Genomic DNA, 13,270 nt, shown 5'->3' on the forward strand with positions numbered 1-13,270 from the left:
CCACAATATAGAAGGTAGAATTTTTTTGAAAAAGGATGATTCGATTGACAGATAAACGTCCGATCGGTTTTATTGATTCAGGAGTTGGCGGTCTTACAGTCGTCAAAGAAGCATTGAAGCAATTGCCGAATGAAAACATATTATACGTTGGCGATACCGCGCGCTGTCCATATGGACCAAGACCAGCAGAGCAAGTGATCGCTTATACATGGGAAATGACGAATTATTTAGTTGAAAAAGGCATAAAGATGCTTGTGATTGCCTGTAATACGGCAACTGCGGTCGCATTAGAAGAAATCAAAGCAACCCTCTCGATTCCAGTGATCGGTGTGATTTTGCCAGGAACGAGAGCGGCAGTCAAACAAACGAAAAATCACCGAGTAGGGGTGATTGGAACAATTGGAACCGTCAAAAGTGCCGCTTACGAGACGGCCTTGCTGGATAAAGCACCCGAACTGAAAGTCACCAGCTTGGCGTGTCCAAAGTTTGTGTCAGTCGTAGAAAGTAAAGAATACCGATCATCAGTCGCTAAAAAAATCGTGGCCCAAACTTTGGCTCCATTAGAATTAAAAGGGATCGACACCTTGATTTTAGGTTGCACCCATTATCCGCTCCTTCGCCCAATCATTCAGAATGTTATGGGGGATAAAGTCATGCTGATCGATTCAGGAGCAGAAACGATTGGTGAAGTTTCAATGTTACTTGACTATTTTGAAATCAGTAATTCACCACAAAATGGCCGAACGCTTTGTCAGTTTTATACGACAGGATCAGCTAAAATGTTCCATGAGATTGCCCAAGATTGGTTAGGATTAAAAGAACTGATCGTTGAATCGATTGATTTAGGAGGAAAAGAGCAATGATGCGTCATGACGGAAGAAATGTCCAAGATTTACGTAAAATCACGATTGAAACAAATGTGCTGAAGCATCCAGAAGGATCAGTTTTGATCAGCTTTGGCGATACGAAAGTGATTTGTGCGGCAACGGTTGAAGAGACAGTCCCCCCGTTTTTAAAAGGGACTGGTAAAGGATGGGTGACAGCAGAATACAGTATGTTGCCCCGCGCCACGAATACGAGAAATCGTCGTGAAAGCAGCAAAGGTAAGTTAAGTGGACGGACGATGGAGATCCAACGTTTGATCGGTCGTTCGTTGCGTGCGGTCGTCGATCTCGAGAAACTTGGTGAACGTAGTATCATCGTTGATTGTGACGTGATCCAAGCAGACGGTGGCACCCGAACAGCAAGTATTACCGGTGCATTTGTGGCTTTAAGATTAGCTATCGAAAAATTATTACAGAAAAAAGTGTTAGCGAATGATCCAATCAAAGAACATTTAGCCGCCATCAGTGTAGGGATTTTAGCTGATGGGACATGTGTGACTGATTTGGATTATCACGAAGACGTTGCAGCAGAAGTCGATATGAACTTAGTGATGACGGAATCGGGCAAATTTGTGGAAATCCAAGGGACAGGCGAAGAAGCTACCTTTGATGGTGAACAATTGAACGAAATGCTTGTTTATGGCAAAACAGCGATCGAATCACTGATTTTTGAACAAAAAAATGTTTTGTTGAGTGAATGGTCAGACACTACGCCTGAACCGACAGAAAAAACGATTGTGATTGCTACTCGAAATGCAGGCAAAGCAGAAGAATTCCGTACCTTATTTGCGAAGGAAGGCTATACAGTCAAAACATTGTTCGATTATCCTGAGATACCTGATGTCGAAGAAACAGGTACAACATTCGAAGAAAACGCTCGGTTAAAAGCAGAAACGATTGCTCAAGTATTGAACCAGCCAGTATTGGCGGATGACTCTGGCCTGAAAGTCGATGCGTTAGGTGGCAGACCAGGAGTTTATTCTGCCCGTTTTGCTGGCGAACATAAGAGTGATGCGGCAAATAACGCAAAATTACTTTTTGAATTAACCGATGTAGCTGATGAAGAACGCACCGCACAATTTCATTGTACGTTGGTTTTCGCTGAGCCAAATAAAGAAAGTTTAGTAGTGGAAGCAGAGTGGCCTGGACGAATTGGTCGGATACCTAAAGGCGAAAATGGCTTTGGCTATGACCCTTTGTTCATTCCTGATGGGTACACTCAAACAGCGGCAGAAATCTCAAGTGAAGAAAAAAATAACCACAGTCACCGAGGCTTGGCTATGGCAAAACTAAGCCAAGTTTGGCAGGCATGGTTGGAAGGAGTGGAGTAGATGCGCTATTTAGTCGTTAGTGACAACCATGGGGATCGAGCAATCATCAAAGAATTGCTGACCCAGTATCAAAATCAAGTTGATTATTTCTTTCATTGTGGCGATTCAGAACTTGACGCAACAGATGAAGTTTGGGAAACTTATCTCGGTGTGCAAGGCAATTGTGATTTCGGCACAGACTTTGAGACCAAACGAGTTGTAGATACTGGGCTTGATCGGGTATATATGACGCACGGCCATTTATCGAATGTCCGCTTTGGTTTGACTCAGTTAGCCCTTGAAGCAAAAGAGCAACAAGCAACGATTGCTCTTTTTGGGCACACCCATCAACTAGGGTGTGAATTTGAAGAAGGTATCTTGTTCTTGAATCCAGGAAGCATTTCCCAACCTCGAGGAATGATCCAAATCCCAGCTTACGCAATCATTGAGAGTATGAAAGAGACACTTGCTGTCCAGTACTATAATCGATCACACAAAAAAATCGATAACATGGCATTTGAATATAAACGCTGACAAACAAACTCTAATTTTTGCTAAAAAAAGAAATGTTTGTATAGATTTTGCATCCGTTTTCGGTAAAATAGAGATATTGAAAGAATTTGAAATGGAGGGCCAATACATGATTGGACCAATTGTAAGAGAGTTATTACTGCAAAATCAAGAGACATTTTTGGTTCCAGCAGAAAACGTGGCAAATGTTATGTATCAACATCCGTTATCGCATGGACTATTAGTTTTATCGAAAGTTGGCTACACTAAAATCCCTGTCTTAGGGAAAGATGATCGCTTTGTTGGTCTAGTCAGTCTGTCGAATGTTGTCAATAAGATGATGGACCTACAAACAATCAGTATGGAACCATTAGAAGGCCTAACAGTTGCTGATGTAATGGAAACCGATGTACCAACCATTGATGAAAATTGGGAACTAGAAGAAGTTCTTCATTTACTAGTGGATGCTTCGTTCTTGCCAGTTGTCACAGAGGATAAAGTGTTCAAAGGAATCATCACACGAAAAGAGTTATTGAAAGCAGTCAATTACATGGTACACGAATTAGAACGTCAAAATATTGTATCACCAAAAATAGATGTAGATGATTTAAGAGAAAGAATCGATATCGTTAGTTAAAGGTAATTGATCCTACTCACAAAATAGAAAGACATAAAACAAATGAAGCGACGCCCAAAAGTTAGATTATATTTCTAACTTCTGGACGTCGCTTCATTTGCAGTATTAAGGAATGGCAAGATTGGGAATAAAGTTTGTCCTGAGAATCAAATAATTTAGTCATTTTAGACATTTTTCTAATGATTAAAAAAAGAGGTCAAACCTAAACACTTCTGTTCATTCGGTTTTAGATGGTAGGAGAGGGCTAATGTCCCACTCCCAGAATAGACATTACATAAACTATTTCAACACGATCGGTGTATTTGGGATGCTGTAACCGGCAGCTGTCAGTTCTTTGACGTAAGAACTCAAAAATTCTTCTTTCAATTCGAACTGTTTACCATTTAAAACGTAACAAATCGTCCGAATCGCAAAGTTACTGTTGCCGATATCGACCAATCCAAAGATCGATGGCTCAGTTTGTAATTCCTCTTCGTATTTTACAGCTAACGTTTCATTAACTTTTTGAATGATCTCATAGATCTTATCATAGCCTTCTTCCGGAACGATCCGAATATCAAGAACGACTTGCATATTGGAACGAGAGAGGTTACTGATCGTTGTGATACTACGGTTTGGAATGAAATGAACGGTACCGTCAACACCTTTGAGTTGCAGTGTCCGGATGCCAACGGATACCACGGTTCCTTCGATGGTAAGATTCGTTAATTTGACATAGTCGCCAACGTCCATTTGTTGTTCCATGATAATAAAGAAGCCAGTGATCACATCACTCATAAAGCCTTGTGCCCCTAAACCGATGGCTACTCCGGCAATCCCTGCTCCGGCTAATAGTGAACCAATCGGCACACCGATCACGGATAGGATGGCATAAATAAAGAAAAAGCCAATCGTATAATTGAAAATGGTATTTAAAAGACTTTGTAACGTTTTTAAGCGGCTACCGTTAAGAACGGTTTTTTTTGAATATTGTTTAAAAGATTTGTCGATCAAGTATTTACCGATTCGATTGATGAGGCCAAAAAGAATAATCAAAAAAATAAGGAATAATCCTTTTTGGATCATTGTAGAAAAAATCCCATCCCAATCAATATTATTCCAAAAACGTTGGAACGCATTGAGTTGACTAACCGCTTGATCAGTCAAATTTTCTCCAGTTGAGCTTGTTGTTTCTGCTGTTGCAATGAATGAAAACATAAAATCCCCTTTTCTAATTAGTCTCTTTTGTATTGTAACAAGAACAGCATAAAAATCAAAATAAATCATTAGATAAGCTACCAATCACATTTGCAATAACAAGTGGTTAAAATAAACGATGACAAATGGGAGAGATAGTGCTAAAATATTTCAAAACTGACGATTGGTGGTATGAACATGCAAATAGATTGGGATAACTTAGGATTTTCTTACATCAAAACACCTTGGCGCTTCGTTGCCAAATGGAAAGATGGAGAGTGGGAAAAAGGCGAATTGACCGAGGATAATTATCTGTCACTTCATGAAGGATCGCCCGCACTTCACTATGGCCAACAGTGCTTTGAAGGATTAAAGGCTTATCGCAGAAAAGATGGAAAGATCAATTTATTCCGTCCAGAGCAAAACAGTCGTCGCTTGAACCAGAGTGCCAGACGTTTATTGATGCCCATGGTGCCAGAAAAAATGTTTGTTGATGCAGTGAAAGAAGTCGTAAAAGCAAATGAAGACTTTGTGCCACCTTATGGTTCAGGAGCAACGCTATATTTACGTCCTTTCCTGATCGGGGTTGGAGAAAACATTGGTGTTCATCCAGCGCCTGAGTATTTGTTTGTTGTTTTCTGTACGCCTGTAGGAGCCTATTTCAAAGGCGGATTAAAACCAACAAACTTTATCGTTTCTGACTATGACCGAGCGGCACCTAATGGAACAGGAGCTGCCAAAGTAGGAGGGAACTACGCAGCAAGTCTATTACCAGGGACTGAAGCGAAAGAATTAAATTATTCAGATTGCGTTTACCTAGATCCAGCGACGCACACAAAAATTGAAGAAGTCGGTGCGGCGAATTTCTTTGGTATCACTAAAGACAATCAGTTCATCACACCGCAATCGCCTTCGATTTTACCAAGTATCACGAAGTATTCCTTGTTGCAGATTGCGGAAGAACGTTTGGGGCTTAAAGCAGTTGAGGGAGATATCTACATCGATCAACTTGATCGATTTGCAGAAGCAGGTGCGTGTGGAACCGCAGCGGTGATTTCACCGATTGGTGGAATCTACTATAAAAATGATTTACATGTCTTTTACAGTGAGACAGAAGTAGGACCAGTAACTAAGCGCTTATATGAAGAATTGACGGGTATCCAGTTTGGGGATATCGAAGCACCAGAAGGATGGATCGAAGTCGTCGAATAATGACTGGCTTTAAAAATAACTACAAAAAAATCAGCTCTCACTTTGGAGGGCTGATTTTTTATTGGATCAAGATAAGTGAACACCTTTATCTACGTAAATGATATCACCGATGATCCCGCTAGATAGGGGGCTGATCAAGAAAGCACAAGTATTTCCGACTTCTTCGATCGTCACACCTTGTTGATCGGGGGTGCGTGATTCGGATAACTCGATCAATTTTTGGTAATCCTTCACACCAGTCACTGCTAACGTTTTGATCGCACCAGCAGAGATCCCATTGACACGGATTCCTTTAGGTGAGAATTCAGCGGCTAAGTAGCGAATGGCAGCTTCTAGTGAAGCTTTTGCGATTCCCATCATATTATAGTTAGGGATCGCTCGTTGTGAACCAAGATAAGACATACTTACGATGCCGCTGTTGGGAGCTAAGTACTTTTGGGCATACTTCGATACAGCGATCAATGAATAGCTGCTGATGTCTTGTGCTAATTGATAACCATCTCTTGAAATATCAGAAACGTTACCTGAAAGCTCTTCTTTGTTGGCATAAGCAACAGCGTGGACCAAACCATGGATCTCACCGGCATATTCACCAATCGTATCCATCGCTTTTTCGATGCTCTCATCGCTAGCAACATCACACTCTACAGTGAAGGCATCTTCACCGACTAATTTGACTAGCGATTTCTTCATCCGTTCATTTTGGTACGTATAGATGATCTCAGCGCCTTGTTGCATCATTGCTTCTGCACAACCCCAAGCAATACTGCGTTTATTCGCAACACCCATGATCACGATTTTTTTTCCTTCTAAAAAAGACATATAGACACTCCTTTGATTCAATAAAAGTTTTGTTTGACGATAATATAAGTGCAAAAAAATAACTTCTTGATTTCTTATTATTCAGTAAAATGCTTTGATTGTCAAACTATTTTTTTGATGAATAAAAAATGATTGCCAAATAATCAAGAATATGATACTTTGATAATCAAAGTATTGATTACGGCAATTGCCCGAAAGAAGGAGTAAACTATGTCATACGCATTATCAGCAACGGAAGTAATGGATCTTATTCCAAACCGTTACCCAATTTGTTACATCGATTACGTGGATTCGATCGATTCAGGAAAGAAGATCATTGCAACAAAAAATGTAACGATCAATGAAGATTTTTTCCAAGGTCATTTCCCTGACAATCCTGTCATGCCCGGAGCGTTGATCCTAGAAACCCTTGCACAAGCAGGTTCGATCTTGATTTTAAAATCAGAAGAGTTCCTAGGGAAACGTGCGTATATCGGTGGGATCAACAAAGCAAAATTCCGCCAAAAAGTCGTTCCTGGGGATGTGATGAAGTGTCATTTTGAGATCATCAAAATGAAAGGACCTGTAGGGACTGCGATTTCTGAAGCTTTTGTTGACGATAAAAAAGTGTGTGAATGTGAATTTACATTTATCGTCAATGAGCAAGCATAAAGATAAAAATAAACTTTAGGAACCCATAGAGAGGTTCTAAAAATATCAATAGATATGGCAATAGGGGAGTGGAAAGTAGCTTTCCGCAAAAAAGAATCATCTTCTGAATAGTTTTCTATTCTTAGATGATCTTTTTTTGTCTATTTAAGACTGTTTTGAAAATGTTAAGTTTTACTAAAGATGAAAATAAAAAAACTATTTTTTAGCGAAAATATAAAAAATAGTTGTAAAGTCCCAGCCATCAAAAGTTTTTTTAGTAAAAAAGGGAGTGGGACATTCGTTCATCTCACCCACCTATAACCGAATAAACGGCGGGAACAAAAGTAACCTCTTCGAAAATAAGGCGCCATCCACAAAAATTTGAAAAACAATTTTCGTGGATGGCGCCTTATTTCTCGAGGCTGAACACTTCTGTCACGACCTCGAAGTGTTCAAATGTGTGTTTATTTTGCTTCCTGTAAGATGTTGATTTTTTCGATCTTCACATCTTCTTTTGGCTTATCTGAGCTATCTGTTTCGACAGCAGCGATCGCATCAACGACGTCCATACCTTCAACGACTTGACCAAAGACAGTGTATTCACCATCTAAGCTTGGGTAGCCGCCATTTTTATAAGCGTCAATGATAGCTTGTGGGTAATCATCTTTCAATAAACCATCATGCATGTCATCAGAGTTTTGTACGATGAAGAATTGGCTGCCATTACTATTCGGGTCTTGTGTACGAGCCATTGAAAGGGCGCCGCGGATGTTATACAGTTGGTTTGAGATCTCAGTTTCGAAACCTTCTCCCCAAATACTTTCTCCGCCAGTTCCGTTCCCTTCAGGATCGCCACCTTGGATCATAAAGTCTTGGATGACACGATGGAAAGTGACGCCATCGTAATAGCCATCTTTAGCATGAGTCATAAAGTTCTCCACAGCTTTTGGTGCAAGCTCTGGGAATAGTTTGATCTTGATCGTTCCTTTAGTTGTGACCATTTCAACTAGATCTTCGTTATCAGCGACTTCTGTATTCAATTGAGGTAACTCTAAAGAATTTAAATCGATGCTTTCTACAGTGCTAGTCTCTGTTGTTTTTTCTGTAGATTCTTTCGTACTTGAAGAGGCGGTATCTGAACCGTTCGACGTACAACCAGCTGCAAATAATAGCGTTGCAGCCATACTCATAGTTAAAAATAATTTTTTGTGTTTCATAAGTAATTCCTTTCTTTTTTGTTCGTTGTTATCTTTAATGATAGCAAATTATCAGATGAATACCTACACTTTTTCGAACAATAAGCGAAATTATTTAATAAATAGCAAAAGGTGTAGACCATTTGAAAGCGGTTTGTTATAATGTAAGTGGATACAAAAACGCACATCCAGGAGGGTATCAACACATGGGAAAATTAGGAATTTCAATTTATCCAGAACGTTCAACGTTTGAAAAGGACAAAGAATATTTAGATTTAGCACATAAATACGGATTTAAACGTGTATTCACAAGTTTATTACAAATTGCAGACGATAAAGAAAAAGTCTTAGCAGACTTTAAAAAGGTAGTCGATTATGCCAATCAATTAGAGATGGAAGTCATGGTGGATATCAATCCAGCATTATTTGAACAGTTAGAGATCTCATATGATGATCTATCGTTCTTTGATGAGATGGGCGCCGACGGCATTCGTCTTGATATTGGATTTACTGGAGCAGAAGAAGCAAAAATGACTCGCAATCCATACAATATCAAAATCGAGATCAACATGAGTTCAGGTACGAATTATGTTGACAATATCATGAGCTATTCGCCGAACACAGATAACTTATTAGGTTCACATAACTTCTACCCTCATCGTTATTCTGGTTTAGGCTATGATCATTTTGTCGCTTGTTCGGAGAAATTCCGCAAATATAATTTGAATACGATGGCATTCGTAAACTCACAAACAGCCGACTTTGGTCCATGGCCAACTCAAGACGGACTTTGCTCATTAGAAGACCATCGTGATCTTGAGATCGCAACACAAGTCAAACACCTGATGTTGACAGGTTTGATCGATGATATCTCTGTAGGGAATGCTTATGCGAGTGAAGAGGAATTACGCGCAATGTCTGAAGCCTTCTTTGCAAGTTATCCTACATTAAAAGTGGATGTAGCAGACGATATCACAGAAGACGAACGTATTTGTCTATTCGACAACCTTCATAGTTATCGTGGGGATCGCTCAGAGTATATCTTGCGTTCCACGATGACACGTATCTATTACAAAGACAAACCATTCCCAGCACATAACACAAAAGATATGACGCGTGGGGATGTATTGATCGATAACGTTGGTTACGGTCAATATAAAGGCGAAACACAAATTGCCTTAAAAGAAATGAAGAATGATGGACGTGTGAACGTCGTCGGACGTATCTCAGACGATGAGTTATTCTTACTTGATTTCTTGAAACCATGGTCAAACTTCAAGTTGATCGAAAGCAAATAATTGTGTAATGATAAATATTGAAAAGCCCCGTAAAGCGATCAGAGCTTTACGGGGCTTTTCAATGACGATTATTATTTATTCTAGATTGCATCACACGTCCTCTTTGTTTATACTAATTTTAGATAGTATATCAATGTAAAAGCAAGGAAGGTATAAGATGAAACTTTGGATCAAAATTTTAATCGGCGTGACATTACTCGTGACAGTCGTATTAGTCTTTGCGGGTAATTATTTTTATAACTATGCCGTTGTTCCTTCAGAAAAAGACTTTTTAGAAGGCGATACTCCTGGCACAACAAAAGCAAATGAAGAGTCGAGTGCACAATCTTGGTTTGCGAACCCTGACAATCGTAAAGAGTGGCAACAGACATCTACGGATGGGTTGAAGCTATCAGCCATTTATCTACCAGCAACAGACAGTCATAAGACAGCAATTGTGGCTCATGGATATATGGGCAATGCAGAAACGATGGCAAATTACGCAAAGATGTTCCATGATCTTGGCTATAACGTATTAGTACCTGATGCGCGTGGACACGGAAAAAGTGAAGGGGATTATATCGGCTTTGGCTGGCACGAACGGAAAGATTATGTGAAATGGATCGATCAAGTGCTTGAAACAAACGGTCAATCGGAAGAAATCGTTCTATACGGTATTAGTATGGGGGCAGCGACGGTGATGATGACTAGCGGAGAATCACTGCCTACAAATGTTAAAGCGATCATCGAAGATTGCGGTTATTCCTCTGTTAACGAAGAATTGGCTTATCAGCTCAATGAATTATTTAGCTTACCACCGTTCCCACTGATCCAAGTAACCAGCTTGATGACAAAAATCAGAGCCGGCTATTTCTTTGGGGAAGCTGATGCGATCAAACAATTAGAAAAAAACCAATTACCGATGCTGTTCATCCATGGGGATGCGGATACCTTTGTTCCTTACGAAATGTTGGACAAAGTTTACCAAGCGACGAACGGACCAAAAGAAAAATATATCGTCCCAGGAGCAGAGCATGCCAAAGCATATTCGATCGATCCTGAGAATTATCAAAAGACTGTAAGTAGTTTCCTAGAAAAATATGTAAAATAACTGTTGTGACCAAAGTGTTTCTTAAAGAACTTTAAGAACTTTCTTGAAACTTTTGGTCACAACGTTTTATTTTGTCTCCATCCGTTCTTGCAGTAAAATAAAGATAGAGTCAGGAATTTCCGTGAAACTTTCAGTTTAATGATGGACAAACGGGCCATTCACCGATAAAATAGACAGGACTTGTGTTTATTGTGGAAATTCAGGTAGTCAGTAGAGTGAGAATAGATAAAAGGAAATAGGAGGACGATAATATGTCCATGTTTTTAGATCAAGTAACAATCGACGTGAAGGCTGGTAAAGGCGGAGACGGGATGGTTGCGTTTCGTAGAGAAAAATATGTACCTGATGGAGGACCGGCTGGTGGTGATGGCGGTCAAGGAGGCGATGTGATCTTAGTCGTTGATGAAGGCTTACGCACGTTGATGGACTTCCGTTTCAACCGTCACTTTAAGGCTCAGCCCGGTGAAAATGGCATGAGTAAAGGGATGCACGGACGTGGTTCTGATGATACGTATGTCAAAGTCCCTCAAGGAACAACTGTACGTGATGCAGAAACAGGGGCACTCTTAGGAGATTTGATCGAAGATGGTCAGACTTTAGTGGTAGCAAAAGGTGGCCGCGGCGGTCGCGGAAATATCCGTTTTGCTTCTCCAAGAAACCCTGCGCCGGAAATTGCTGAAAACGGCGAACCCGGTCAAGAACGTAAAATCGAACTAGAATTAAAAGTACTAGCAGACGTAGGTCTCGTAGGTTTTCCTTCGGTTGGGAAATCGACCTTGCTTTCTGTGATCTCTTCGGCAAGACCAAAAATCGGGGCGTATCATTTTACTACCCTTGTGCCAAATCTAGGAATGGTCACTACAAGTGACGGACGTAGTTTTGCAGCGGCGGATCTTCCAGGACTGATCGAAGGAGCTTCACAAGGTGTCGGATTAGGCACACAGTTTTTGCGTCATATCGAGCGTACTCGTGTCATTTTGCATGTGATCGATATGAGTGGAATGGAAGGGCGCGATCCTTACGAAGATTACTTGGCGATCAACCATGAGTTGTCTTCTCATAACTTGCGCTTGTTAGAGCGTCCACAGATCATTGTAGCAAATAAGATGGATATGCCGGATGCAGAAGAAAATCTGGTGAAATTCAAAGAACAACTAAATAAAAACAAAGAAGATGAATTTGCCGATGACATCCCAGTATTCCCGATTTCTGGTGTGACTCGTAAAGGACTGGATGCCTTACTGAATGCGACAGCTGATCTGTTGGAAGTAACACCAGAATTCCCATTATACGAGGAAGAGATCGAAGAAGAAACCGTTCATTATGGTTTCAATCCAGAAGGTCCTGAATTTACGATCGATCGTGAACCAGATGCGACATGGGTATTGTCAGGTGAGAAGATCGAGAAGTTGTTCCAAATGACTAACTTTGACCACGATGAAACGGTGATGCGTTTTGCTCGCCAGTTACGTGGGATGGGTGTCGATGAAGCCTTGCGTGCCAGAGGTGCCAAAGATGGTGACTTGGTGCGTATTGGTGAGTTTGAGTTTGAATTTGTCGAATAATATTAGACACACCACATATTTAAGTGACTAGATAGCCGTTCAGTTCTAAGTAGTAAGGCAAAATTTGAGAAAATGATCGTTCATTTTTTTGGGTCTTGGCTTACTCTCTTAGGAGCAGGCTTTCGAGAACCTTTATCGGATTTGAGGAGTTGACGAATGTCAAACTCCTTTTTTTGTATACTGCGTTATTTTTTAAAGGTTTTCCCTTTTATTTTTGTTTATTCCAAGGTACACTAAAAGAAAATGAGAAAGAGGCGATCTCCATGAGCAAACGAGTGATCATATTGAATTTTGAGTTAGAAAGTCAAGCTTACCAAGCATTTTCCGAAATCAAGAAGCTTCACATGACGAGAGCGATCAAAGGCGAACAAATGGCGGTCATCAGCCATCAGTCTAATGGCGCCCATCAATTCAAAATCGAAGACTTCTTAGATTTTACCGGGAACAATAAATCCTCTAAAGGTGGTCTGATCGGCATGCTAGTTGGCGTTTTAGGTGGCCCATTAGGGATCTTGCTAGGATGGTTTGCGGGCGGAATGATCGGTGCGAGCCAAGATGCCAAGGAAATCAAAGATGCACAAACGGTGTTTGATTTTGTTGGAAATAAGATCGGCGAAGGCGCAACAGGTCTGATCTTGATCGCAGAAGAAGAGGACAACCGACCATTGAACCAACTTGTGATGATGGAATTAGGTGGAGAAATCACTCGATTGGATTATGAAGAAGTAGAACAAGACGTTCATGATGCAACTGAGGTAGAAAAACATGCAAAAGAAACAGCGCAGAAAAATTGGGATGAAAAGCACAAAAAGCCAACCGATAGCTCAGAGGATACTACGCCTTCTGAATAACGATAAAAAGAATGGATGTAAGAATAGTGGTACTTATTCACTCTTTTCATTTATAGGGACAGTCTTCTAAAAATTATCCTGCGAATTTC

The 13,270-nt window shown here is 40.4% G+C and carries 13 protein-coding genes; 10 read left to right on the plus strand and 3 right to left on the minus strand.

The features are described 5' to 3' along the window. Window positions 1-35: 35 nt before the first annotated feature. The 4 genes from racE (at window position 36) to cbpB (ending at window position 3,341) form a co-directional block, all read left to right on the plus strand. On the plus strand, window positions 36-863 hold the full coding sequence (gene racE / locus IGJ39_RS06210) for a glutamate racemase (protein ID WP_019724592.1): 828 nt from the start codon (window positions 36-38) through the stop codon (window positions 861-863). Further along, the gene (gene rph, locus IGJ39_RS06215) at window positions 863-2,215 is read left to right on the plus strand and encodes a ribonuclease PH (RefSeq protein WP_195339610.1); all 1,353 of its coding nucleotides are present in this window, start codon (window positions 863-865) and stop codon (window positions 2,213-2,215) included. The genes racE and rph overlap by 1 nt, the downstream gene beginning before the upstream one ends. Beyond that, on the plus strand, window positions 2,216-2,728 hold the full coding sequence (locus IGJ39_RS06220; RefSeq protein ID WP_019724525.1) for a metallophosphoesterase: 513 nt from the start codon (window positions 2,216-2,218) through the stop codon (window positions 2,726-2,728). 106 nt (window positions 2,729-2,834) lie between these two features. After that, entirely contained in the window at window positions 2,835-3,341 is a 507-nt protein-coding gene (cbpB, locus tag IGJ39_RS06225; RefSeq protein WP_010735587.1) for a cyclic-di-AMP-binding protein CbpB, read from the plus strand. A 279-nt stretch (window positions 3,342-3,620) separates the two neighbouring features. Here the strand turns inward: cbpB and IGJ39_RS06230 are convergent, their stop codons facing one another. Beyond that, window positions 3,621-4,538, minus strand: coding sequence for a mechanosensitive ion channel family protein (locus IGJ39_RS06230; RefSeq protein ID WP_010735586.1), 918 nt, complete (start codon window positions 4,536-4,538; stop codon window positions 3,621-3,623). A 177-nt stretch (window positions 4,539-4,715) separates the two neighbouring features. On the opposite strand from IGJ39_RS06230, the gene IGJ39_RS06235 reads away from it, so the two are divergent. Further along, window positions 4,716-5,729: a branched-chain amino acid aminotransferase gene (locus IGJ39_RS06235; RefSeq protein ID WP_019723748.1), complete on the plus strand. Its 1,014-nt coding sequence runs from the start codon at window positions 4,716-4,718 to the stop codon at window positions 5,727-5,729. 66 nt (window positions 5,730-5,795) lie between these two features. Here the strand turns inward: IGJ39_RS06235 and fabI are convergent, their stop codons facing one another. Further along, complete coding sequence (fabI, locus tag IGJ39_RS06240) at window positions 5,796-6,551, minus strand: enoyl-ACP reductase FabI (protein ID WP_010735584.1); 756 nt, start codon at window positions 6,549-6,551, stop codon at window positions 5,796-5,798. 210 nt (window positions 6,552-6,761) lie between these two features. Between fabI and fabZ the strand changes: the two genes are divergently transcribed. Further along, window positions 6,762-7,202: a 3-hydroxyacyl-ACP dehydratase FabZ gene (gene fabZ, locus IGJ39_RS06245; RefSeq protein ID WP_010735583.1), complete on the plus strand. Its 441-nt coding sequence runs from the start codon at window positions 6,762-6,764 to the stop codon at window positions 7,200-7,202. Between the two features lie 443 nt (window positions 7,203-7,645). Here the strand turns inward: fabZ and IGJ39_RS06250 are convergent, their stop codons facing one another. After that, window positions 7,646-8,398, minus strand: a complete 753-nt coding sequence (locus IGJ39_RS06250) for a peptidylprolyl isomerase (RefSeq protein ID WP_019723747.1) — start codon at window positions 8,396-8,398, stop codon at window positions 7,646-7,648. Window positions 8,399-8,583: 185 nt separating this feature from the next. Here IGJ39_RS06250 and IGJ39_RS06255 point away from each other — a divergent pair, with 185 nt between their 5' ends. From IGJ39_RS06255 to IGJ39_RS06270, 4 genes are all read left to right on the plus strand, one after another. Then, the gene (locus IGJ39_RS06255; protein ID WP_019723746.1) at window positions 8,584-9,675 is read left to right on the plus strand and encodes a DUF871 domain-containing protein; all 1,092 of its coding nucleotides are present in this window, start codon (window positions 8,584-8,586) and stop codon (window positions 9,673-9,675) included. 157 nt (window positions 9,676-9,832) lie between these two features. After that, entirely contained in the window at window positions 9,833-10,765 is a 933-nt protein-coding gene (locus tag IGJ39_RS06260; RefSeq protein ID WP_019723745.1) for an alpha/beta hydrolase, read from the plus strand. 251 nt (window positions 10,766-11,016) lie between these two features. After that, complete coding sequence (gene obgE, locus IGJ39_RS06265) at window positions 11,017-12,330, plus strand: GTPase ObgE (protein ID WP_034689254.1); 1,314 nt, start codon at window positions 11,017-11,019, stop codon at window positions 12,328-12,330. Between the two features lie 263 nt (window positions 12,331-12,593). After that, a complete protein-coding gene (locus IGJ39_RS06270) occupies window positions 12,594-13,181 on the plus strand; it encodes a hypothetical protein (protein ID WP_023519572.1) in 588 nt (195 codons plus the stop codon). The last annotated feature ends 89 nt before the right edge of the window (window positions 13,182-13,270 follow it).

The organism is Enterococcus sp. AZ140, assembly GCF_051714405.1.
Taxonomy (GTDB): Bacteria; Bacillota; Bacilli; order Lactobacillales; family Enterococcaceae; genus Enterococcus_B; species Enterococcus_B pernyi.